A 22,634-nucleotide genomic window follows, 5' to 3' on the forward strand; every position below is an offset into this window, starting at 1 on the left:
CCACGCTTTTTGGCGCGGCATGACGACGCGACTTCCCAAGCGAGAATTATTTTCTATCGTGGATCATCTTCTGCAGTGGTGAGCCCTTTTTCCAACCGTGTCGACCCGGCGCGGTTCGGCGACCTCTCGGGTCAAGCGAGGAGATCGACCAGCACCAGAAGCGACATTCCCGCCGACCATGTCAGCTTCATGCGCAAGGCTGCCGATCATGCTCTGTTCGAGGGCATTCATGCGCCAGCATCAGGCTCGGCATCGGTCTCGCCGCGCAGGACGACGCTGTGCCCAACATTCGTTCTGGTATACCGCCTCAGGTGTTTGCCTTCGTCCGCGCTTCCGATTTTTCCAGATAGTAGCTCGAATATCTGTCGAAGAATTTTTCCGAGCCGCCGATCGATCCATACTTCGCCAGCTTCTTCAAATCGACTTTGTTCAAGACGACGCCGACGATCTTGTTGGCGATATAGGATTCCGAGCTCAGTATGGATTGCACCATCGCACGCGGCGTGCGCCCCCACTCGGTCACGAGCACGAAGCCGTCGGCAAGCGGGGCAAAGGCCTTGGCATCGACCACCGGTCCGAGCGGCGGCAGGTCGACGATGATGTATTCGAAGGTTTCCTTGGCGTTGTCGATGAAACGCCGCATTCCGGCCGACGACAGAAGCTCGCTAGTGTGCGAGAAATGACCGCGCGGGACGGCCGGGACGATCGCCAGCTTCGTCTGCCGGTCGATCTTGCCGACGGACTGCCAGGTCTGCCCACTCACCACCGCTTCCATAAGGCCTTGCTCGGCCTCCATGCCAAGGCTGCGACTGAGGCCGGGGTTGCGCAGGTCGCCGTCCACCAGCAGGGTTTTCGACCCGTTGGCGGCAAGCAATCCGGCCAGATTCGCCGCCACGGTCGACTTGCCCTCGCCGGGAAGGACCGAGACTACGCCAATGACCCGGTTGCCTTGCCCTTCCATCACGACGTCGAAGGCAATCTTGGCGCTGCGGAGCGTTTCGGAAAACATCGATGCTGGAGCGTCGATGCTCACCCGCATGCGCGCGCGCCTTTCAGCGATCGACGGTGAGTGAGCGGTTTTGAGGTCCGCCTGACCGTCATCGCGCCTGTCATCCTTGACGACCTTGCTGCCGATGATCGGCAGGTAGCCGAGGAATTTGAGGCCGACGCGATCGCGAACGTCTTCGCCGGTCCTGAAGAACCGTTCCCTGAATTCATTCAGGCCGCCAACCCCGGCTCCCATCATCATGCCAAGAACAAGCGAAAGTCCCAGCACTATGGACATGCGCGGGGTTGCCGCGGACTTCGGCAGCGTCGCGTCGGAGATGACGCGGATCTTGCCGACCGGGAAGGATTGCTGCTGGGACGCTTCCTCGTAGCGGCCAAGGAACGTCTGATAGAGCGTCGACAGCGCGGTTGCCTTCTGCTCCAATTCGCGCAGCTTGACCTTCGACTGGTTGTCGATGGAACTCTTGCCAGCCGCTAACGCGACATTTGCGCGGAGCGCCGTCTCGCGTGCGAGAGCGACTTCGTATTCGTTGCGGTAGCTTTCGGTCAATTGCTTCAGCTCGCCGAAAATCTGCGCCGAAATGTCGGCCTTTTCCTTGGCAAGTGCGACCGCCTGGGGATGCTCAGCCCCGAAATTGGCTTCGATATCCTGCTGCCGCTTGGCGACAGTGAGATAGCGGGTCTTGAGCGTTGAAATGACCGAGTTGCTCGGCTGGTCGGCGGATATAGCGGCGTCCCTGAATGCGTTGTCCGAACCGCTTTCGACGATCGACTTGTATTGCTGGTAACGGGCGCTGGCGCGGGCGGTATCGGCCTGCGCCTCAATGAGCTGGCCATTGAGGTCCGACAGTTGCTTGTCACTGATCAACTGGCCGTCATCGACGGCCAGCCCATGTTCGGCCCTGAACTTCTCGACGGCGAGCGCCGCTGCCTGGGAACTTTCGCGAAGCTCCGTCAGCCGGCCCTGCAGCCAGACCGCCGCCCGCTCGGTCGCATCGAAGCTCGCATCGAGCTGATCCGCGAGATAGGCGTCGGCATAGGCTTTGGTGACCGCGGTCGCAAGAGCGGGGTCCGTCGCCTGGTAGGCGATGGAGATCACATAGCTTCGACCGATGCGCTCGGCTTGCACCTCGTTTTGCAGTTTGAGGATAGCGTAATCGCGGCGTGACGACGCAATCATCGCGTCACGCGTCGCCGCATCAAGCTGAGTAACGTCGGTAGTACCCACGGCGGGACTGGGACGGAAATACCGGACCACGCCGCGCACAAAATCGGCAGCTTTCGACACGGCCGACGTCGGAGGGTCCATGAAAGCGTCGTTCTGATCGAGCTTCTGCTTGTCGACGACCACCGCCGCCAGCCTCGCCGAATGGAGAATTTCAATCTGGCTCAAAATGGCGGAGTCGGTCTGCATGCTCACCGACGCCGCCGAGACCTCATCAACGACCTTGTTCAAGCCTTCGTCGATCAGCACGCGGCTCATTGCCATATAGGTGGGAGGCGTGGTCTGCAAATAGAGCACGCCCAGAAAAAGTCCGATGGCGGCGCATGCCGCAACAACCTTTGCCTGCCTTGCTGCCATGCCGAGCAAGCGCTCGACATCGATAAAGTCTTCGGCGCTGACTGCGTCCGAACTCGGCAATGGCTTCCTCTTGTCGAGAGGAAAATTGGCATAATTCATCTTCGGTCCAATTCTAGTTTGTACCTAGAGCGGCGGTCTCTCAAGTCGAACTGTGCCGCCGCTCTATTTTTGTCGAACATCGGATTTTCCCAAAACCGGTCTCCACTTTGGGTCCGATGCTCAAGTTGCAGACGCTAGAGCAAAATCGAGAGCATCAGCATATCTACGATGCAAGCTTCATGCCAGACACCGCGAGACCTGGGCAGCAAAACATATCGGCGTGTCTTGCGTCATCATCCATTTGCCAATGCTCCCAAATAATGGGCTTTATGCGGCTTCCACCCGGCGCTCATGCGACCGGACGAACTCCTGAAGCATCTCGAAGATCGACCCCTTCATGTCGTCACGCGCCAGCGCGAATGCGACATTGGCCTGGATGAACCCCTCCTTCGAGCCGCAGTCGAACATTCGACCGTTGAAGGGCTGGGCGAAGAAAGTCTGGCTCTGCGCAAGGCGGACCATGGCGTCGGTCAGCTGAATCTCGTTGCCGGCGCCGCGCTGCTGATTGCCGAGCAGCGCGAAGATCTCGGGCTGCAGGATGTAGCGGCCGTTGATGTAGTAGTTCGACGGCGCATTGGCCGGAGCCGGCTTTTCGACCATGGCGGTGACCTCGAAACCCGAGCCGACATCCGCGCCGCAGCCGACAATGCCATATTTGCTGGTCTCGGTCGGATCACAGCGCTCGACAGCGATAACGTTTCCACCGGTCTGCGCATAGAGGTCGGTAATTTCGGCGAGACATCCGCGCCCGCCGAAGGACACCATGTCCGGCAATAGCAATGCAAAAGGCTCATCGCCGATGACCTCCCGGGCGCACCATACCGCATGGCCGAGACCTTGCGGCGACTGCTGCCGGATGAAGCTCGTCGCGCCAGCCACGGGAAGCAGGCTTTCGAGCGCCTGAAGCTGCGCCGTCTTGCCGGTCTGCTCCAAGGTCCCGACCAGTTCGGGATGCAGATCGAAATAATCCTCAATGACCGCCTTGTTGCGGCCCGTCACGAAGACAATGTGCTCGATGCCGGCTTCGAACGCCTCGTCCACCGCGTATTGCACGACAGGCCTGTCGACGACCGGCAGCATTTCCTTCGGCATCGATTTGGTCGCCGGCAGGAATCGCGTTCCAAGCCCCGCTACCGGTATGACTGCCTTCCTGACTTTCTTCATTGCATATTCCTTCTGAGGAGATCACTTCAACCTGTCGCAGGCCGCCACTGTTTTTCAGCTGCCTGCACCCTTCACCTCCCCCGCACCCGCGGCAAATTGCGCCGCCACCCTTCGCAGCCGAACGGCGATCGGCATGCCCATATGCCGAACCGCCGCCGGATCGCTTAGCACCGTCCACACCGCCTTGAGGGGGGATCGGGCCTTGATGTGCTGGACCAACGAAAGGAAAGACGCCGCCTTGCGCAGGCTGCGCGTGCGCCTCGCGAAAGCGGCCTCGGCGGCTGCGTCCATCGAATGGGTCCTGGCGAAAACGAGGTCGGCCTTGCGCATCGCCTCGACGTGATGAAGTTCAAGCACGCGGGAAATGGAGCCGGTCCGGATATGGTAGACATAGCCGGTCGCCGGCTCGACCACGCATTTGCCGCCCTTGGCCAGAGCACTGGCCAGCAGGATGTAATCTTCTCCGATGATCAGGCCTTCGTCATAGCGAAGCCCGTTTTCGCTCAGGAAGCGTCGCTGGAAGATCGGTTTGAGATAGCCGAGATTGAACCTGGATTCGAAGACCACGTTGCCGGCGATATAGTCCGCCAGCGAGATTTCACCGAGCCCCTCCAGGTAGTCGGCCGGGAACATCGTCTCCTCGGCAACGCCGTCCTCGCGAACGACCTGAAGATTGTCGACCGCGATCTCGGCGCCCGCTTTCTCCGCACGGTCAATCATGGTGCAGATTCGCCCGGGATAGACCGCGTCATCGGAATCGAGGACCGCGACCCACCTGCCGCGAGCAAGCTCAAGGCCGGCATTCCTGGCGCCGCCGGGACCGCGGTTTTGCTCAAGTGCGACAACGCGTACGATGTCTTCGGGGTAGGATCGCGCCAGATCGAGCGTCCGGTCGCGCGACTGGTCGTCGACGACGATGATTTCGACGCTGACATCGCGCTGGGCGATGGCGCTGGCGATCGCCCGCTCGATGGTCAGCTCCGCATTGTAGGCGGCAATGACAAAGGTGACGTCAGGCTGCATGCTTGCCCCCTTCCTGCGGCGAGGGCAGGCCGTACTGCGGGATTTCACGCACCCCGACGAGACCGCTCACGACGCCGACATGCATGACGCCGCGAAGCACGCTGCGGTTCCTGCGCACGGGATTGATGGCGACCGGGATTGCCGATGCGAAACAAAAGACCGCCTTTGCCGAGGCAAGACCAACTTGCCTCACCAGCGCGAGCCCATTCGCGTCGCGCCCCAGAAGGTGCCCATGCGTTTGCCCGGCGCGGAACCGGCGGCGGCGGAGCCAGTCGAATGCGGCCCTGGCGCGCGGCACCACTTCGTCGACCCAGGCCTGCGGCGAAAAGGCGATGCGGCCGCCGGCCTTGACCATATGATCGAAGAATTCGGTGTCCTCGCCGCCGGTCTGGCCACGCGCCAGGCTGAACCGTCGGCCGCGGAGGCAGTCGGCGCCCATCCTGAGCAGGACGTTGCAGGTGTAGCCGGTACGGATCTCGCCGCGCACCCAGACCGGCAGGGTCGAGTGGAAATCGCCGCGGCGCATCCAGTCGGGCGCGTCCGGCCGATAGCGCGCCCGCACCGGCCCGAGCACTGCGGCGGCGCCACTCACCTCCGCCGTCGCCACCAGTTCGGCGAGCCATCTGGACGATGCCGTTTCGTCGTCGTCGAGGAAGGCGACGAAATCCGACGTGCTGGCGTCGAGGCAGGCGTTGCGGGCGATCGAGATGTTGCGCGCCGGGCAATGATGGTAGCTGATCGGCAACTTCAACGTCTCCGCCAACGTCGCCACCAGCAGCTCTGCCGTCGGGCCGTCATCATTATCGGCCACGATGACGCGGATGTCGTATCCCGAAGGCACGTCAAGGGCGGCTATCGAGCGAAGCGTGTCAGCAAGCTCCGGCCGCCGAAACGTGCAGACGCAGATGTCGATGCTGCGGTTTTTTTCGGCCACACCCATCACGCCACCCTGCGCTGTGATCGGGGTCCAAGCAGTTGCAACCAGAAGCCGACGGACCAGCCGAAATGCATGACCATCGCCGAAATCCCGGCAAGCGCACTGTCCGGAGTGCGCTGGCTGATCGCGGTCCACGCGCCATAGCCGAGGCAGACCGACGCCCACACCAGCAGCGGCGTGATTGCCAGCCAATGCACGAAGGAAAAAGCAGCGAGAAGGACGACTGGGAACACCAGAAGCGGTACCATCTGCCGGACCTTCGGTATCATGCGGTGCTTGAGAATGTTCTTTGCCCGGCCGCGGCCATAGCCGAGATACTGGAAATAGAGGTCGGCGAGCGACGAGCGCGGGTAATAGATCATTTGCGTCTTGCCGCTCATCCAGATCCGGTAACCGGCCTTGCGCAGCCGGTAGTCGAGTTCCGCATCCTCGTTGTGGCTGAACGTCTCGTCATAGCCGCCCACCGCCTTGAAGGCCGATATTCGCATCAGCGCATGGTGGCCGTGATCGACCCACTCTCCCACTGAGAGATGCCGGTGCTTGGAGCCGCCAGTGCCGAGCTTGGAATTCTGTGCAGCCGCCACCGCTTTCTGCACCATACCGCTGCCGCTGGTCAGCATGGAGACGACGACCGAATCCGCGCCGGTGATCCGCGCCTCCTCGACCAGCCGATCGCAATAATCCGGGGAATAGCCGCCATGCGCGTCGATGCGAATGACATATTCAGCCCCTTCGCCATAACTGGCCACGGCGAGATTGATCGCCGCACTCTGGAGGCGCTTTTCGTTGTGAAGAAGGATGATCCGCGGATCCTTCCCGGCGATCTCCTCGACGATCGCCCTTGTGCCGTCCCTGCTGCCGCCATCGGCAACGATGATCCGGGCACCGAGCCTCTCGGCCGCCGGGCGAAGCTCGTGAACAAGCGCGCCGATGTGAGACGCTTCGTTCAGGCACGGAATCACGATCAGGCCGGACGGAAGAATTTTGGTCTGCATCATTGGCCCATGTCCATCCAACGCCATCCTAAGCCAGTGCCTTGGCAGCATATGAATCGGGCACGGCCGTCAACCTGCGAAGCTTCTCGACGAGCGCCCGGCAATCGCTGCGGTCGTGGCTCCAGGTTCGCGGATTGCGGGCAAGAACACGCGCCCGCAATTTCCCGAAACGATGCTCCTCCAGTTCGCCCAGGGCGGCTTCGAGTGCCTCGGGAGTGGCTTGAGGCAAAAGAACGCCGATCCCCTGCCGGTCGAGGAACCGGCCAGTTTCGGTGTTGCCCATCGAGATCGGCACGGCGCCGAAGCGGCAGCCCTCGTAGAGGCGGTTGGGCAGCAGCCATTCGGAATTCAGCCCCTGCTCGAAAAAATCGATGGCCCAGGAAAAATGGACCTCACGGTAGATCGTAGCCATATCCTCGGGATTCCGATAGGGCCCGCCGAACGAGAGCCAGGGCTCGGATTCAACGAAACCGTGAAAATCCGGAAATTCGGAAAGCGCCGGACGGCCTCTGAGGATGATTTCGAAGCGGCCCTCGAGCCGTCGGGAAAATTCGGCCAGAAGCTCTAGGGAGCGGCGGCATCGGAGTGCGCCGAACCAGCCGATCCGCCAAGGCGGAGGGGTGGGGGCCTCCACCGCTGTGCGATCATCCAGCGAAACCGCGGCAATCTCGAAATATTTGTTTTCGAGCAGTTCGACCGGCGCAGCAATCTGCCCGAATGGCTTGAAATAATTGGCGATGAAGGCCGGCGAACTGGTGACCAGCAGCTTTACATCCCTGGCCAGATAGCGTTCCGCGCCGCGCATGGCCCTGCCCAGAAAGTCGTCGCGAAGCATCAGACGATGGATGTCGAGACACTCATAGACGATCGGCACCGTTGCCTGGAACGCCGATCTGGCACGCCGGGCAAGCGCCAGCATTTCCAGATTGCGTGCGACGATGAGGTCGGGTCTTGGCATCGAACCTAGTTTCGAACCGATCGAGACCGCCGCCTTTGTGACTGCTGCCAGACGCTGGGCGAATCGGCCGTCGCGCGTCGCGCCAAGATCGATCGGCCGCAAGCCCTCGACATCCGCGATCGGGCTTACAGTCCGACGGAAGCCCGCCAGTGTGACCTGGGCGCCGCCTGCCTTGAGCATTATGATCCGCCGGCGCACTGCCGGATCGGAGACGTCGTGTACCAAGTACAAGACATGCAGCATGAAAACTCGACCGCTGTTGGCCCGCCCGGAAAAACCCTAGTACAGCTTTTGCTGCATCGCAACATTTTTGGTGCAGCGGGGCAGGAATCCATGTTTTTTGTTGCACTGCAAAATTAATGCCGTAGTTTGATGGTGGCATCGGCCATGGGTCGGATATTGGGACCGGCACAAAAATCAGGGATCCTGAATTTGCAAGCCAATGCATTCGATCCGCCAGGGGGCTCTCTCCGAAGATCGGTCGGACGCGGCGCTATCGTCACGGCTTTGGCGCAATCGGTGCGGGTCGCGACGCAGGTCGCCTCCGTCATCGTGCTGTCGCGCCTGCTGTCGCCGCACGACTTCGGTGTGGTGGCAATGTGTGCGCCGGTGCTTGCCTTCATCGCGCTGTTCCAGGACTTTGGCCTAACCCAGGCGACGATCCAGAAAAGCGGAATCAAGCATGAAGAGATCAATTACCTTTTCTGGATCAATGTCGCGGTCAGCGTGTTACTCGCTTGCGTGCTCGTCGGCGCGGCGCCTCTGGTCGCCGCCTTCTACGGCGAGCCGCGGGTGGCAGATCTGGTGGCCGCGCTCGGGCTGCAGATCATAGCCTATGGGCTCGGCGCCCAGCATCTGGCGCTGCTGACACGCCGCATGCAGTTCGCCCGCCTGGCCATCATCGACGTCGCAAGTGCCATCGCCGGCCTCGTCGTGTCGATCGCCTGGACTTTCATCGACCGTTCCTACTGGGCGCTTTTTGCTGGCACGCTGACAGCAGCCGTGCTGCCCACGACTTGCTTCTGGGCAAGCTCGCGATGGCGCCCCAGCCTGCCGCGCAAGGTTGGCGGCATCAGCGAGCTGATCAATTTCGGCGCCGGCATCACCGGATTCAACTTCGCCAACTTCTTTGCCCGAAATCTCGACAATGTGCTGATCGGAAAATACTGGGGCGAAGCGCAGCTTGGGCTCTATGACCGCGCCTACAAGCTGCTTCTGTTTCCGCTGAGCCAGATCACCAACCCGCTGTCGAAGGTCATGGTGCCGGCTCTTTCCAGGCTGAAGGACGAGCCGGACCGCTACCGCAGCGCCTATCTTCGCGTCATGCCGCTGATCTTGCTGGTTGCACTTCCAGGTGTCGCCTTCGCCACCGCCATGGCCGACGTGCTGATACCGTTCGTGCTCGGCGAGCAGTGGCGGCAGAGTTCCAGCATCTTCCTGGCGCTCGGTTTTGCCGGGCTGCTGCAGCCGCTCAACAACCCGGCGGGATGGCTTTTCATCAGCCAGGGCCGCTCGGGCGATTTTATGCGCTGGGGCATCATAACAGCCTTGACCTCGGTGCTGGCCTTCATCGTCGGCCTGCCCTATGGCGCGCTGGGCGTGGCGATCGCCTATGCAGTCAGCGAGTATCTCAGAACGCCTTTCCTGTGGCTCTATATCGGCAAGACCGGGCCGCTGCGGGCAAGCCATATTCTTCGCGCGGCAACGCCCTTCGTGCTTGGTGCACATCTGGCGCTTGCCGCTATCTGGTTCGCCAAGCCGCTGCTGCCGCAACAGCACATCCTCGCCATGGCAAGCGCGGTGGTGCTATCCTACATAATCACCATCGTGGTCGCCCTAGCGTTTGCTTCCGGCCGCGAGGCGTTTCGGGAGGCACTGAAGCTCCTGCCGGCACGGGCGCCCACGGCGGCACCAAGCGAGGCGAAGTAACTTGCACGGACATCCATACGAGGACCAGGCCTGATCCCATGCACTACCGATCGATCTCCGACATGAACGATGCCATTGTCAGGAACCTTCACCGGTTGCCGCGCGATATCGACCTGGTGGTCGGTGTTCCCCGAAGCGGCATTCTCGCCGCCACGCTGCTCAGCCTGACGGCGAACATCCCTATGACCGATCTGGACAGTTTCCTTGCCGGAAAGATCTATACTTCGGGGGTCACCAAACGCCGGGCCGCGCTCGACCGGCAGGCTTCCGACATGCGCAAGGTTCTGGTGATCGACGACAGCGTCAGCGGCGGCGCCGCCATGCGCGAGGCACGCAGCCGCGTAGAGGCCGCCGGCATCAAGGCGGATTTCACCTTTGCCGCGGTGTTCGGCCTGCTGCCACAGCACGAGGAAACCGACATCGTCTTGGAAGTCGTGCCGCATCCAAGGATGTTCCAGTGGAATTTCATGCACCACAAATTCCTCGCGCAATGCTGCGTCGACATCGACGGCGTGCTCTGCCTGGATCCGACCGAAGCGGAGAACGACGACGGCCCGGCCTATGAGAAATTTCTGAGCGAAGCACTGCCTCTCTTTGGACCGACCCGCAAGATCGGCTGGCTCGTCACCAGCCGGCTCGAGAGATACCGCGCGCTTACCGAAGCATGGCTCGCAAAGCACGGCATCGAATACGACAAGCTGATCATGCTTGACCTGCCGAGCAAGGCGGAACGGCAACGGCTTGGCGTGCATGGCAGTTTCAAGGCCGATTTCTACCGCAAATCCGATGCCATCCTGTTCATCGAAAGCGAGCACCAGCAGGCGCTAAAAATCGCCAAGCTTTCCGGCAAACCGGTGCTGTGCGTGGAAACGCATGTGATAAATTATCCCGACACGTTGTCGCTTCCGGCACTTCGACAGACGGCACGCAACCTTCCGGACAGATTGCAGGAGATCAGTTCGCCCGACGGGCGCAAGACGGCGATCAAGACCGTCGCGCGCACGCTGCTTGGCGAACGCGGCTACGAGACGCTCAAGAGCCGGGTCAAACGACCGGCCTGAACCTGGTTTCGGGACTTAAAGCGCGTCACGCGACGCGCTTTAAGGTTTGTTTTATGCAGTCGTTGTCCCAAAACCGCTACGCACTTTTGGGCGACATGCATTAGGCGGCTTGCCGCGAAGGCTGTCGTGTCGCCCTCTCTAGCATCGAGAAGAAGGTCGCGAACTGACTCGCCGGATCGAGTTCCGGGCGCTCGGAGAATGCACGCGCCGCCGCGGAAAGCCGCCGATATTCCTGGCTGTCGGTCCACAGACGCCTGACCACTGCCACCCAGTCGGCGAGTGGGGCGTCGTAGTCCAGCACCACGCCACCGGAGCCGACCGCTTCGGGCAGGCCACCACGACGCGAGCCGACGACGGGAATGCCGCTGCAATGCGCTTCCGACGCCACTCGCCCCCAGGCCTCTTCCCATTTGCTGGGTGCGAGCAGGATTTTCGTGCGGCCATAGACCGTCTTCATATCGCTGGTCCGGCTCTCCAGCGTGACGTTACCGAGCGGCGCGATCGTCTGCTCGATCCGGGCCCGATGATCGTCATCGAGCTTCCAGCTTTCGACGAACAGGAACGGGATTTCGGAGCAGGCGGCGGCGATGCGCACCGCAAGCTCGAAACCTTTTTCCTCATAGGGGTTGATCAGCGTGACAAACGCACCCGTCGTCGGCGTGCTGTAGAGTGCGGGATTGATGGTCGGCGGTATAACCGTCGAATCGATATCGAATTTTGCCTTGTAGGAGCGCGCCGTGAACTCGGAATTGGCGATGTAAAGCGCCGAATGCAGCTCGCGCAGATCGCCGCCCAATTCATGAAACTCGACATTCCTCAGATACACGACCAGCGGTACGCCTTCGGCCTGCAGCGCCTTGCCGATCGGAACCGACTTGTGGCACTGGACCACGGCGACGTCCGGCCTCAGCTTTTCGACGGCAAAACCCGCCGCCTCCCAGGGAAACCAAGCCCGCACGACCGGATAGCCCGGATAGCTGTCGATGACCGCTCGCTGCCTCAGAAGCTTCATCTTGGCGCGCGCCTTGTAGCCGAAGACGCCCTGGCCGAACAGCGCGGCGAGCACCGACGCCTCATGTCCGCGCTCGAGCAGCTGCTCGGCAAGATGATGAGTGCTGGACTGGACACCGCCGCTGAACTGGGGCGTGTAACCGTTGCCGCCTGCAAAAAGCACTTTCATGGTTTCGGCTCCTGTCGCATTCTCAAGTTTACGGACGATGACGGATCGCTTGTTTACGGATGGTGACTGCAACCCGCCTTCAGGCACCCTGCTGCATCTCTAAATTGGCGAACGGATTGGTGCATGGCTGCCATCCGGTGAATCGGATCGGGTCGGTTGGCGAACTGCGCCGGGCGTAGTCGGTCAGCATATGGAACTCGGCAATGACCCAGCGGTCGAAATGCCCCAGATCCTCTTTTTTCCGTTCGGGCAGCAACCGGCGGGCGGCGCCCAATTTCAGCGCCTCAAGCAGAGTGACCGCATCGCCCAGCTTTTCGTTTGGAAATATCCAGGGATTCCGCTTTTGGAACTCCAAAACGAACTGCTGCATATGCTCGATGCGCATGTTCAGCCTGCCGAAATATCTTTCGAGCGTGACGCGCACCAGGTCCTCATCCGAAAGCGAGGAAACGGCGGCGTAGGCGATGCCGGTCGAAGCAACTCCGCCAGCCATGATGGCCAGTGCCGCGCGTCGCGAAAGCTTGATCATCCGGCCATTTCCTTTCCCGCTATCCGGCTCGCCGCCCGCAAGGAGAGGGCTGCCGCGGTCAGGCTCGGGTTCGCACAGGAGCAGCTTGGATATGTGCTCGAGCCGACGACAACAAGGTTCCTGAGCCGATGGTGGATCATGTCGCGGTCGACAACCGAATCCGCCGGGCTCACGCCCATCCTCAACGTGCCCTGGACGTGCGACTCGGTCCGCCGGATGCCGCGATCGAAAATCTCTTCGACCGGCAGCGGAGCCAGAAGCGCCGGCAATTTCTCCTTTGCCCGCGCCATGCCCTTGACCGCGTAGTCGGATGCCCCATTGAAACTGACGAAGGCGTTTTCATCCTCGTCGAGGACCACGAGATTCTCCGGGTCGAGCAGGTCTTCGGTGACAATGATGAGGGGAAGCGTCTGACGGACACGTCCCTTTTCGGGGCGCATCCCGTGTTGCCAGCGGTTTTCGAAATAGACCAGCGCCGCCGCATGGTCTGATCTGTGAGGGCCGTCATAAAGGCCGAAATTCAAGCCGGTGGTGATGGTGCTTCCGTCGAAATTGTCGACACCGTCGAGATAGGCTTCGAAGTTCCATCCGTAGGATTCGTGCAGGCCGCGCCCGACGAATTCGCCCGATAGGCCCGACCGCAACATTATCGCCGGGCTCTGGATGGCATTGGCGCCCAGAATGAAAAGATCGCCGCTGACCGAATACTCCTTGCCCTCATGAACGAATGCGACCGAACGGACCGATCCGCCGACATGGTCGAGCCGGCGCACTTCAGCGCCAAGGCAGACCGAAACGTCGGGATGCTCGAAGACGTGCATCAGGCCGTTGTTGGCGGTGAACTTCGCGTCGACCGGGCATAACCCGCATCGCAAATTGGCGCAGCACGAAGACCGCTGCGCGGTCGGCACCCGCGCCCTGGCTGTCGGCACGACAAAATGCTGGTCCGGCTGCGCCGCTTTCATCATCCGGTCCGGCGTCGACATGCGATGCGGTGGTTGGGGAAACGGCCTGGAACGCGGCATCATCGCCGCCATGTCGGGGTCGCCTGAGATCGACATGACGTCCTCTGCCTCGCAGTAGAACGGCTCGAGCTCGTCATAGCTGATCGGCCAGTCGTTGCCGACCCCGTAGAGGCTTTTCAGCCTGAAGTCGTTCGGATGAAAGCGCGGCGTCTGCGCGAACCAGCAATTCGTCCCGCCACCCAATCCGATGGTGTAGTTCCACGGCTTGTCGGAGTTGGTCTTGTAGGTGGTCTCGTCCTCGATGTCGGTGTTGACGTTCTGCTCGAGCTGCCATTCATGCGTGTTGTGCCGGCCCCATTCCAGAACCAGAATGCGCGCCTTTCGCTGCTTGGCGAACGCATGCAGGAAGAAGGCCGAACCGAAACCGGAACCGACAGCGACAAGATCAAAATGTTCGTTGGCGATCTGTTCCGGCCTGATGCCCAACACCATCAGATAAGACCCCTTGCTGACACGAGCGCGTTCATCGGCGCCCTTGTGATCGTCCTTGATGTCCGAGCCGGCCTTGTCACCGGCCTTTCCCGCATGGTCTCACGCCGCCATCCTGCCGATGCTGTGATATTCGATGCCGTAGCGAGCGATGACCTTCGGGTCGTAGAGATTTCGGCCGTCGAAGATGATCGGCGTGATCAGCGCATCCTTCATCGCATCGAACGACGGCGCCTGGAAGTTCTTCCACTCGGTGGCGATCATGAGAGCATCGGCGCCGCGCAGCGCTGCCTCCTTGGTGCCGCACAAGAGCAGATCCTCGCGCAGTCCGTAGATGGCCTGGCATTCCTGCATCGCCTCGGGATCGTAAGCCTGCACTTTGGCACCGGCCTTCCACAGCGCTTCCATCAACACACGCGCCGGCGCCTCGCGCATGTCGTCGGTATTGGGCTTGAAAGCCAGGCCCCACAGCGCAAAGGTCTTGCCCTTCAGATTGCCCTCGAAATAGCGGTTCACCTTGTCGAACAGGACCGACTTCTGTTCATTGTTGCGTTCCTCGACCGCGCGCAGCAGCTTGGCATCGAACTTGACGCCTTCCGCGGTCTTGATCAGGGCGCGCACGTCCTTGGGGAAGCATGAGCCGCCATAGCCGAGGCCCGGATAGATGAAGTGATAGCCGATGCGCGGATCGCTGCCGATGCCCCTGCGGACCTCCTCGATGTCGGCACCCAGCTCCTCGGCCAGATTCGCCATTTCGTTCATAAAGCTGATCTTGGTCGCCAGCATGCAATTAGCCGCGTATTTGGTGAACTCGGCGCTGCGCACATCCATCACGATCATCTTCTCGTGGTTGCGGTTGAATGGAGCGTAAAGCTCACGCATCACTGTCTCGGTATCCTCACTGCCGGTGCCGACGATAATGCGGTCGGGCTTCATGCAGTCGGCCACCGCGGAGCCCTCCTTGAGGAATTCCGGATTGGAGGCGACGTCGAAAGTCAGATCCTCGCGGCCCCGCGCCTTCAGCGTCGCGGCGATCTTGGCCTTTATCTTTTCGCAGGTGCCGACCGGCACGGTCGACTTACCCACGACGATCTTGGGCGCGTCCATCTCCCGGCCGATGGCCTCGGCAACGGCCAGCACATATTTGAGGTCGGCCGAACCATCCTCGCCCGGAGGCGTGCCGACGGCGATCATCTGGATTTGGCCATGCTTGACGGCGGCCGCGGCATCGGTGGTGAACTTGATGCGGCCGGCCGCATGGTTCTCCTTGACGAGGTTTTCGAGCCCGGGCTCGAAAATCGGGATGAGGCCCTGATTGAGCCGCTCGACCTTTTTCACGTCGATGTCGACGCACACCACCTGGTGTCCAACTTCGGCAAGCACCGCCGCCTGCACGAGACCGACATAACCAATTCCAAAGACCGTCAAATTCATTTGGTGTCATTCCTGTTCAAGACTTCGGAGCGCTTTCGGTCCGGCCGGTTCAGATTAGTCTTTACTTTATGCTGCATGCCAGCGATTCCGGAAACTGGCATGGCTGGCCCAGTGCCGTGAATGCGACGCGGTCAACTTGCATGGTGAGCTTGCGGCCCGGATCCGAAAACGGCCCCAGCCATTCCTTCATCGTGTCGCTGCCCCAGTGGCTGAAGAAAATCTTTTGCGCATGGCTGGGCAGCTTTGCCGGATCGGTGATCGTGTTCACCAGTTGGCCATTGACGTACCAGCGCAGCCGGTCTTTCTCCCAGACGAAGGCATAGTCGTTGAAAGCCTTGTCGGTGCCGCCAGCTACATCCACTACTTTCTCATTGTTGCCCTTGCCGGCTATGTAGGCGTTGACCTGCACCTTGGACGTGTCCTTGGTCAGCACCTCGAAGTCGATTTCATCCCACGGCTGCTTATCGGTGGGGCCGATATATGTGAAGAAGGCGGCGTTGATGCCGGAGCCCGCATCGGTTTTCAGCCGCGCCTCATAGGTGCCATAGCCGAAGCGCTTCTTAGTCTGGATCTCGCCACAGGCAAAGTCGCGATCCTTCAGCTTCCGCTTTTCGAAACCGAGCGTCAGCTTGCCGTCGGAAAGCTTGACCTGGCTTTTGGACCAGGTGCAGTTCTGAAATTTGCCGTTTGTCCAGCCGTCGGCAATGTACCAGCGCGCACGGTCGAAGCTGGTGAAATCATCGACGAACGATGGCGCAGTCGGGATGTCCTGCGAACGGGAAGGGGTCGGGCCTGCAATCAGGCTGCCGAGTGCGACCAGCAGAAACGCGCCGCCCGAACATAGCTGCCTCAGGTTCCCTTGCCTGATCGTGCGCGTGAACGGCCTGTCGCCGGTTGCTGGGGTGGACGTGCTTTTCGGATCCGCATTCATACCAAACTCACCTTTGTGCTGTGCGCCCCCAACCCAAAGTCGACGTTCAAACCATGACGAAACGAGATGATCTTGACCGTCTGCCAATACCTTCCTTGTGTTGCTTTTTTTGTCCTGTGCAGCCTTTTGCTGTGGCACCAAACCCCTTGCCTGTGGCGCCACCCAGGATCCTTGAAGTTCACCCCGTGCCGGCAGCCGGCTTGGCGAAATCAGCCTTGGTTGTGGAGCTACGCTCGACGCTTTCGTCGAAGATTGCATCCAGCGAATGACGGAGATCCTTCATTAATTCGTTCTGGCGCGCGAGCGCCGCGATGCGCCGCTCGCAATTCAGGATCGACTTCGTCAGTTCGCTGACCTCGGCGGATCTACTGGAGGAGACCGCCCCATTCTCCATCGCCTCGACCAGGAAGGCCGCGTTGGTGGCCTTGGTCCGATAGCGATTCTCAAGGCCGTTTTTCTCCGCCTCGACCTCGGCTGCGATCTGGTCAAGCAGCTTTGCCAGGCGGTCAAGGCGCGAGATGTCGGTCTGCCTGTCTCGGGCCGGATCCCTTGATCTAAAGCCGAATATCGAGACCATCCGCTCAGTTTCCTGTCATGGTCGGCCTGGCACTCATGGTCGGCCTGAGGCCACCCCCGTGCCCATCCGGGCCAACAAAACCTTGTCGCATCGTCCAGCTCCTCTGACAGGGGGACATTTTCGGGCCGATTCAAACAGCCAACCAAAATTGCTGCACCGCAACATACATGCCATCCCCAAGGCGAGTAGGCAACCACCTAGTGTGGCGAATCGGAAATTCGCATCACAATGGGGCGGGGTAAGGGCCTGTTGACAGGATCGGCATGGCACGGGCTGCGGACAAGCTTAAGTCTCGCCGGCCGGGCTGGTTGCGGCCATGAGAAAGCGCAACGGCGGCACAGGCTGCTTTGAGCCAAAGCCAGCGCGGCGAAACAGCGCATCCAGCTTGTCGGCGGCCACGCCGCGGACGATGGGGATAAGGTTGGATTGGCTGGCCAGGGCGTAGGCCGCAGCCGATGTCAGCCCCTGCTCATTCTTCATGTCGAGGAAGTTTCGCAACCGGTACTTGTCGCGTACCTGCCGTTCGTGCCTTCTGAGCACGGCCTTAGAACCTTCCGGCAAACTGTCGATCGCCAGCAGCGCCAGATCCGCGTCGGCCAGACGCTTGAGATCCTGCGTCTTGTGCCGGCCGCTCAGGGAATCCGCGCGGACGATCGCGCCATAGCCGCAGGACCTGATGACCTTGAAGCGCGCACCGCAAGCCACCGCGCGCGCGTAGAGTTCATAGTCTTCGCCCAGTCGCAGGTTTTCGTCATAGTGCAGCCCATGCCGGTCGAGAAAAGCACGGCTGATCACCGGCTTGAGGAAACCCAACTCACCTCTCTGCACACGGCGACTGGAGATGTTGCCTTCGATGAAACGCTCGAAATCGAGGAACTCCGGATCGGGCGAGAACCGCGGAGCGGCGATTTTCGAGACGTCGGTGGCCGCGTCGTCCCTGATCATCATGATATTGTCGGCAGCGAAATCCCAATCGGCGCTGGCGAACAATTCGCGAAATCTGCCCGCAAGAAAAAAATCGTCGGCGTCCAGAATGCTGATGAACGGCGATTTGGAGCTGGCGATCGCGGCGTTGCGGGCGAAGGAAGGACCGCCGTTGACGTCAAGCCGGATTACGGAAAGCCTGCCGCTGCCATCGTCGGCCGCCCGAGCGACTTTCGCGGTATCGTCGGTAGAGGCGTCGTCGACGACGACGACTTCCGCCACCTCCGGCTCGCGCAATGCCGATGCGATGGCAACCGGGATTGTCCGCGCCGCGTTGCGGGCAGCGATGATCACGCAGACCTGGGGTTCTGTCATCAATTCGCCTCTCGACTGCACGGTAGCTCCGATTCCTCGCCCTTCCCCGTTGAATGTCCAATGCAGCTCTCGTTCTCAACGACTGCCGGCTGTTTGAAAAAGCGTCAGCCGGCGCTTATGCTGCAGGTGCGAAGCAAAGCATCGTCAAAATCATTCGCCCCGTCCAGTCTTTCCTTTCGGTGTCGCCTCGGCGCAAATCTATGGGCGATGAAATGCCAGCGGATAGACGGGCCGCTTCGCACACCGTCCCTGCTCATTCTGGATGGACCGTCAGCGCACTCGAATCGGCGATCATCAGGTCGATCGACAGGGTTTAGGCAATATTAGGGGCTGAATCAGAGGATCCGAGGCTGAAGGAAAATCCGGAAGCCGGTTGTCCAGGATGTTGTTGGGCGAGCAGTCCGCCAGGAATCCGATTGACGCTACCTGTCGTCAGGTCAGTGGAGGCTTCTCCTGGCACTGAACTTCTCGCCATCGGCCGTTTCGGCCGAACTCAGCTTTCGTTCGGCATCGCGAATCTTATCAGCCGACGTCGGGGGATTTCTGACAACCATGACGAAAACCAACAGAAAGTAACCCAGCTGGATGACAATGGCGCAGGCTATAGTGCGAAACAGCGTTGTGCCTAGCGGAGCACCGTCGAGATAAGACCAGGCGGCCACGATCGCCAGGGCGAAAATCATGCCGACAATGAATTTTGGTAGCGACATACCCGACAGCCCGTCAACCTGCTCGGGCAAAAATCGATGATTGACCCACCCCGAGCCTCCCTTCGCCATGCGAGCTGTTGAGGCCGCTCGCTTTTTGGCCGGTTGCTTCCGGCCTTCCCACGCTGTCCATACTCTGACAGAAACAAACTGCAACTCTATTAAGGTGTGCAATAGCGGGCAAGGCCAACGGCAAATTATTTTGGATAAGTTCGCGGGATCGAGTCTGCCATGTTGCGATGCACACATCGGCATCACGGCCAATCACCCGGTATGGACTCACTTCAGTAAGAGCCGCAATATTAACCAGTATTTTACCTTAAATATTTCCTATATTTACAAATATGAAGCACGATAAACACTCGAAGATGCGACACAAAGAGCGATTCGTCCAAAATCAACCCCAAAAAGGCACTAAATTTTTCACGATTGCCCATAATTTGTCACAAACTCGCCATAAAGTTCAACATTTGTGCAGGATCGGTTTATTATTTAGTCAATTCATGACGTGATTATTTCAGGCGCTCAAGAAATTGTGTGTTGCGATGCAGCATTTTTTTGATATCGTGCGGCAAACCATCCGTTCAACGTATGGAGTTTACGCATGAGGGACGTAGCCAAGCCGGCCGACGCGGAATTTTCGCAGGCCGGTATCGATTTTCAACCAATCGGCGGCCTGCTCAAACGCAGCTTCGATATTGCCGGTTCACTGATTGGCCTGGTTGCTCTCAGTCCGCTGTTTGTGATGGTCGCGCTGCTTGTCAAGTTTTCTGACGGCGGGCCGATTTTCTACGGTCACAGCCGGATCGGTCGGGGAGGACGGATATTCCCGTGCCTCAAATTTCGGACTATGGTACAGAATGGCGAACAGGTGCTGGCTGCATATCTTGCCGCCAACCCGGATGCCAACGCCGAATGGATAGCGACCCGCAAGCTCAAGAACGATCCGCGCGTCACGCGCGTCGGGGCCGTGCTGAGGAAGCTCAGCCTCGACGAATTGCCGCAGATCATCAACATCCTTCAGGGCGACATGAGCCTTGTCGGTCCTCGCCCCGTCGTGCGCGACGAGCTCGAAATCTACGGCAGTTCGGCTGTTTATTACCTGAAATCGCGCCCCGGCCTGACCGGGCTCTGGCAGGTCAGCGGCCGCAACGACGTTTCCTATGACAGCCGCGTCGCATTCGATCGCCACTATGTCGAGAACTGGTCGCTATTCGAGGACATTCGCATTATCATCAAGACCGTGCCTGCCGTCTGGATGTCGCGGGGCTGCTACTGACCGGCCGGGACCCGGTCTCTGTGTGGACCCGGTCTCTGTGTGGATGAGTGACTGTCGAGACGCCAGACATTCTGCAGCAAGTTTCATCGGGCGAGGCTAAGCGGATCGGAAACGTTCAGTTGAAAACAGACATCTTCGAAATCTCCAGCGCCGGCATTGTTAGCAATCGCATGCGGCGGATGCGGCTTTTGACCACTTGCCTCGCGCTGGCGCTCACCATTCCCCAACTCGCCGCCGCCGATGAGTACCGCCTTGGATCGCAGGACAAGCTGACCGTCCGCGTGGCCGAATGGCAGACCGTTGAAGGCACGTTCCGCGACTGGACGGCCGTCAACGGAGAGTACACAGTCGGCCCGGCCGGAACATTGTCCGTGCCGTTCGTCGGCGAGATGCCGGCATCCGGCAAGACGACATCCGAGATCGCGGCAGCGATTGGCCAGGCGCTCCAGCGCAAGCTCGCCCTGGCGGACCGGCCGGAAGCCTCCGTCGAAATGGCGCAGTACAGGCCGTTCTACATTTCCGGGGAGGTCCAGACGCCGGGCCAGTATCCTTACGTGCCGGACCTGACCGTGCTGAGGGCGATGAGCATCGCCGGCGGTGTCCGGCGGAGCCCAGAAGGACAGCGGTACGACCGCGACATGATCAACGCCAAGGGCGATTTTGACGTTCTCCAAGACCAACGGGTCCGACTGATCGTCAGGCGCGCCCGCATCGAAGCGGAGATCGCGGACAAGCCGACATTCGACGTACCGAAGGAGTTGGGCGACGATCCGAAGCTGGCAAGTATCGTTGCCGACGAGATGGCGATCCTGACAGCCGACCAAAAGAAGCTCAAACTGCGCCTTCAGGCGCTCGACGACTTGAAGAAGCTGCTGCAGAGCGAGATCGAATCGTTGCAGAAAAAGATCGTCAACCAGCAGCGGCAGGTCGACCTGGCAAAAGAACAGCTCAGCGGCATCGGTTCGCTGGCGCAGAAAGGCCTTGTCGTCAACACGCGGGTTCTGGGTTCGCAACAGACGATCGCCGACCTGGAAGGCCAGATCCTGGATTACGACACGGCCATCCTCACCGCCAAGCAGGCGATCAGCAAAGCCACCCAAGATGCCATCGACCTGGAAAACACCCAGAATGCGGACCTGGCCGCCGACCGGCAACAGGTAGAAGCCGATCTCAGTGCAACGATGCTCAAGATGAACATGCAAACAGGCCTGATGGCCGAAGCCATGTCCGGGAACCCGGCACTGCAACGCTATCGCGACGGCGAAGAGCCGGCAATGACGTTTAGCCTGGTTCGGATGGTCGACGGCAAGACCAGCGCAATCACCGCCAGCGAAGACACGCCCGTACTGCCCGGGGACGTGATCAAGGTGAAGCTGGTACCGATGGCTAGCCAATAGGCCTTCGAGCGATGGGCTGATCAGATCACGCCGAACAGATCGACTGGATCGGCGAAGAGTTGGACTCGGACGAGTTCGACCTTGAACTCGCCAACACTGTGCTCGCCGCCCCGGACAAGCCGGCCTACCGCCAACTCGGGACGTGAGTAATTGCAGCGCAAGGAGATGTTGTGCTTTAGTTGCAACTTAAATCCGAGGAGGACTTTGTCGTGCACAGTGAAAGGGACGAAATCGTCAGTCGAGAAAGAGAATTTCACAATCTCAGATTCAGTCAGGAGGAGGATCCAAGAGGAAGCCTGGACAAGTGGTATCGAACAATTCGTCACGGCGCTGAACGTCAAGACGAGCAAATAAAACGCCTGTCGAAGAACGCAGACGTGCTCGAGTACGGTTGCTCCGATGGCGGGTGGTCCCTGCATTCCCTGCACCTGCCCGATCTTTGCCGATCTCTGACGGGGATCGATATTTCGGATGTAGCAGTAAACAAGGCGAACGAACGGGCGAGCACCCTTGGAAGCACGAACGCTACATTCCTGGCGATGAATGCGGAAGCCATGTCCTTCGAGGACAACAAGTTCGACCTGGTGTATGGACGCGGGATCATCCATCACCTGGACCTGGACCGGTGCTTTTCCGATGTGGTCCGTGTCTTGAAGCCGAACGGCGTGGCGTCCTTCTACGAGCCGATGGGACACAATCCTCTCCTGAATGCCTTCAGAAGGCGGACACCCCTTATCCGCACCGCCGATGAACATCCTTTGTTAATTTCGGACTTCGCGTTGGCCCGCCGCTATTTCAGCAATGTCCAGGTGGACTATTTCGGCCTGTGCTCCGTAGGAAGCGCGCTAATGCCGCGAAGCATCTCGGAAACCGTCTACACCGTTGGCAAAGCTGTCGATTCGGTGGTTCTGACGCTTCCCTTCGTGAAGCGGTTCGCATGGTATGCGCTCCTAACCCTTAGGGCCTGATCAATAGGTGGCAGGCCCAACTGGGGCGAGGGTGGAAGGAGCAAGTGCCTCTCGCCACCGCTTCAGAAGCTGCCTGCGTGATGATTGTTGGCCTGAGCGTTGTTAGGCGGCGTCTTCGTCCGA

The 22,634-nt window shown here is 60.2% G+C and carries 19 protein-coding genes; 5 read left to right on the plus strand and 14 right to left on the minus strand.

Annotation, left to right across the window (positions count from 1 at the left end):
* Positions 1 to 307 precede the first annotated feature (307 nt).
* The 6 genes from AC0L14_RS03245 to AC0L14_RS03270 all read right to left on the minus strand — a co-directional run bounded on the left by AC0L14_RS03245 (position 308) and on the right by AC0L14_RS03270 (position 8,009).
* Positions 308 to 2,689 carry a polysaccharide biosynthesis tyrosine autokinase gene (locus AC0L14_RS03245; protein ID WP_473748636.1) on the minus strand — a complete coding sequence of 794 codons (2,382 nt, stop codon included), beginning with the start codon at positions 2,687 to 2,689 and terminating at the stop codon, positions 308 to 310.
* Positions 2,690 to 2,956: 267 nt separating this feature from the next.
* Entirely contained in the window at positions 2,957 to 3,853 is an 897-nt protein-coding gene (galU, locus tag AC0L14_RS03250; protein WP_473748637.1) for a UTP--glucose-1-phosphate uridylyltransferase GalU, read from the minus strand.
* 54 nt (positions 3,854 to 3,907) lie between these two features.
* Positions 3,908 to 4,876: a glycosyltransferase family 2 protein gene (locus AC0L14_RS03255; protein ID WP_473748638.1), complete on the minus strand. Its 969-nt coding sequence runs from the start codon at positions 4,874 to 4,876 to the stop codon at positions 3,908 to 3,910.
* Positions 4,866 to 5,816: a glycosyltransferase family 2 protein gene (locus AC0L14_RS03260; RefSeq protein ID WP_473748640.1), complete on the minus strand. Its 951-nt coding sequence runs from the start codon at positions 5,814 to 5,816 to the stop codon at positions 4,866 to 4,868. Before AC0L14_RS03260 ends, AC0L14_RS03255 begins: the two co-directional genes overlap by 11 nt.
* Positions 5,816 to 6,811, minus strand: a complete 996-nt coding sequence (locus tag AC0L14_RS03265) for a glycosyltransferase family 2 protein (RefSeq protein ID WP_473484189.1) — start codon at positions 6,809 to 6,811, stop codon at positions 5,816 to 5,818. Before AC0L14_RS03265 ends, AC0L14_RS03260 begins: the two co-directional genes overlap by 1 nt.
* A gap of 25 nt (positions 6,812 to 6,836) precedes the next feature.
* A complete protein-coding gene (locus AC0L14_RS03270; RefSeq protein ID WP_473484191.1) occupies positions 6,837 to 8,009 on the minus strand; it encodes a glycosyltransferase family protein in 1,173 nt (390 codons plus the stop codon).
* A gap of 189 nt (positions 8,010 to 8,198) precedes the next feature.
* On the opposite strand from AC0L14_RS03270, the gene AC0L14_RS03275 reads away from it, so the two are divergent.
* Together AC0L14_RS03275 and AC0L14_RS03280 are read left to right on the plus strand one after the other, a co-directional pair.
* Positions 8,199 to 9,695: a lipopolysaccharide biosynthesis protein gene (locus tag AC0L14_RS03275; protein WP_473748641.1), complete on the plus strand. Its 1,497-nt coding sequence runs from the start codon at positions 8,199 to 8,201 to the stop codon at positions 9,693 to 9,695.
* A 38-nt stretch (positions 9,696 to 9,733) separates the two neighbouring features.
* A complete protein-coding gene (locus AC0L14_RS03280; protein WP_309508735.1) occupies positions 9,734 to 10,756 on the plus strand; it encodes a phosphoribosyltransferase family protein in 1,023 nt (340 codons plus the stop codon).
* A gap of 100 nt (positions 10,757 to 10,856) precedes the next feature.
* Here AC0L14_RS03280 and AC0L14_RS03285 read toward each other — a convergent pair whose 3' ends face one another.
* From AC0L14_RS03285 to AC0L14_RS03320, 8 genes are all read right to left on the minus strand, one after another.
* On the minus strand, positions 10,857 to 11,936 hold the full coding sequence (locus AC0L14_RS03285) for a glycosyltransferase (RefSeq protein WP_258120737.1): 1,080 nt from the start codon (positions 11,934 to 11,936) through the stop codon (positions 10,857 to 10,859).
* Positions 11,937 to 12,015: 79 nt separating this feature from the next.
* The gene (locus tag AC0L14_RS03290) at positions 12,016 to 12,465 is read right to left on the minus strand and encodes a hypothetical protein (protein WP_123146383.1); all 450 of its coding nucleotides are present in this window, start codon (positions 12,463 to 12,465) and stop codon (positions 12,016 to 12,018) included.
* The gene (locus tag AC0L14_RS03295; protein WP_473748642.1) at positions 12,462 to 13,922 is read right to left on the minus strand and encodes a GMC oxidoreductase; all 1,461 of its coding nucleotides are present in this window, start codon (positions 13,920 to 13,922) and stop codon (positions 12,462 to 12,464) included. The genes AC0L14_RS03290 and AC0L14_RS03295 overlap by 4 nt, the downstream gene beginning before the upstream one ends.
* A 99-nt stretch (positions 13,923 to 14,021) precedes the next feature.
* A complete protein-coding gene (locus tag AC0L14_RS03300) occupies positions 14,022 to 15,353 on the minus strand; it encodes a UDP-glucose dehydrogenase family protein (RefSeq protein WP_473484202.1) in 1,332 nt (443 codons plus the stop codon).
* 61 nt (positions 15,354 to 15,414) lie between these two features.
* Positions 15,415 to 16,284, minus strand: coding sequence for an endo-1,3-1,4-beta-glycanase ExoK (gene exoK, locus AC0L14_RS03305; RefSeq protein WP_473748701.1), 870 nt, complete (start codon positions 16,282 to 16,284; stop codon positions 15,415 to 15,417).
* 178 nt (positions 16,285 to 16,462) lie between these two features.
* A complete protein-coding gene (locus AC0L14_RS03310; RefSeq protein ID WP_473484205.1) occupies positions 16,463 to 16,861 on the minus strand; it encodes a single stranded DNA-binding domain-containing protein in 399 nt (132 codons plus the stop codon).
* Between the two features lie 285 nt (positions 16,862 to 17,146).
* On the minus strand, positions 17,147 to 18,160 hold the full coding sequence (locus tag AC0L14_RS03315) for a glycosyltransferase family 2 protein (protein ID WP_473637178.1): 1,014 nt from the start codon (positions 18,158 to 18,160) through the stop codon (positions 17,147 to 17,149).
* A 437-nt stretch (positions 18,161 to 18,597) separates the two neighbouring features.
* Positions 18,598 to 18,939, minus strand: coding sequence for an exopolysaccharide production repressor exox (locus tag AC0L14_RS03320; RefSeq protein ID WP_473748643.1), 342 nt, complete (start codon positions 18,937 to 18,939; stop codon positions 18,598 to 18,600).
* Positions 18,940 to 19,471: 532 nt separating this feature from the next.
* On the opposite strand from AC0L14_RS03320, the gene AC0L14_RS03325 reads away from it, so the two are divergent.
* The 3 genes from AC0L14_RS03325 (at position 19,472) to AC0L14_RS03335 (ending at position 22,511) form a co-directional block, all read left to right on the plus strand.
* Complete coding sequence (locus tag AC0L14_RS03325; RefSeq protein ID WP_095493866.1) at positions 19,472 to 20,146, plus strand: sugar transferase; 675 nt, start codon at positions 19,472 to 19,474, stop codon at positions 20,144 to 20,146.
* A gap of 170 nt (positions 20,147 to 20,316) precedes the next feature.
* A complete protein-coding gene (locus AC0L14_RS03330; RefSeq protein WP_473748702.1) occupies positions 20,317 to 21,543 on the plus strand; it encodes a polysaccharide biosynthesis/export family protein in 1,227 nt (408 codons plus the stop codon).
* 179 nt (positions 21,544 to 21,722) lie between these two features.
* Positions 21,723 to 22,511 (plus strand): class I SAM-dependent methyltransferase, encoded by a 789-nt coding sequence (locus AC0L14_RS03335; RefSeq protein WP_258120744.1) that lies wholly within the window; start codon positions 21,723 to 21,725, stop codon positions 22,509 to 22,511.
* Positions 22,512 to 22,634: the final 123 nt, after the last annotated feature.

This window comes from Mesorhizobium sp. WSM4841, assembly GCF_055811515.1.

Coding starts and splice junctions, on each gene's coding strand:
- AC0L14_RS03290 (WP_123146383.1), bottom strand. CDS start 12,465: ATGATCAAGCTTTCGCGACGCGCGGCACTGGCCATCATGGCTGGCGGA.
- AC0L14_RS03255 (WP_473748638.1), bottom strand. CDS start 4,876: ATGCAGCCTGACGTCACCTTTGTCATTGCCGCCTACAATGCGGAGCTG.
- exoK (WP_473748701.1), bottom strand. CDS start 16,284: ATGAATGCGGATCCGAAAAGCACGTCCACCCCAGCAACCGGCGACAGG.
- AC0L14_RS03310 (WP_473484205.1), bottom strand. CDS start 16,861: ATGGTCTCGATATTCGGCTTTAGATCAAGGGATCCGGCCCGAGACAGG.
- AC0L14_RS03265 (WP_473484189.1), bottom strand. CDS start 6,811: ATGATGCAGACCAAAATTCTTCCGTCCGGCCTGATCGTGATTCCGTGC.
- AC0L14_RS03325 (WP_095493866.1), top strand. CDS start 19,472: ATGAGGGACGTAGCCAAGCCGGCCGACGCGGAATTTTCGCAGGCCGGT.
- AC0L14_RS03280 (WP_309508735.1), top strand. CDS start 9,734: ATGCACTACCGATCGATCTCCGACATGAACGATGCCATTGTCAGGAAC.
- AC0L14_RS03315 (WP_473637178.1), bottom strand. CDS start 18,160: ATGACAGAACCCCAGGTCTGCGTGATCATCGCTGCCCGCAACGCGGCG.
- AC0L14_RS03295 (WP_473748642.1), bottom strand. CDS start 13,922: ATGGTGTTGGGCATCAGGCCGGAACAGATCGCCAACGAACATTTTGAT.
- AC0L14_RS03320 (WP_473748643.1), bottom strand. CDS start 18,939: ATGGCGAAGGGAGGCTCGGGGTGGGTCAATCATCGATTTTTGCCCGAG.
- AC0L14_RS03285 (WP_258120737.1), bottom strand. CDS start 11,936: ATGAAAGTGCTTTTTGCAGGCGGCAACGGTTACACGCCCCAGTTCAGC.
- galU (WP_473748637.1), bottom strand. CDS start 3,853: ATGAAGAAAGTCAGGAAGGCAGTCATACCGGTAGCGGGGCTTGGAACG.
- AC0L14_RS03300 (WP_473484202.1), bottom strand. CDS start 15,353: ATGAATTTGACGGTCTTTGGAATTGGTTATGTCGGTCTCGTGCAGGCG.
- AC0L14_RS03270 (WP_473484191.1), bottom strand. CDS start 8,009: ATGCTGCATGTCTTGTACTTGGTACACGACGTCTCCGATCCGGCAGTG.
- AC0L14_RS03330 (WP_473748702.1), top strand. CDS start 20,317: ATGCGGCGGATGCGGCTTTTGACCACTTGCCTCGCGCTGGCGCTCACC.
- AC0L14_RS03245 (WP_473748636.1), bottom strand. CDS start 2,689: ATGAATTATGCCAATTTTCCTCTCGACAAGAGGAAGCCATTGCCGAGT.
- AC0L14_RS03260 (WP_473748640.1), bottom strand. CDS start 5,816: ATGGGTGTGGCCGAAAAAAACCGCAGCATCGACATCTGCGTCTGCACG.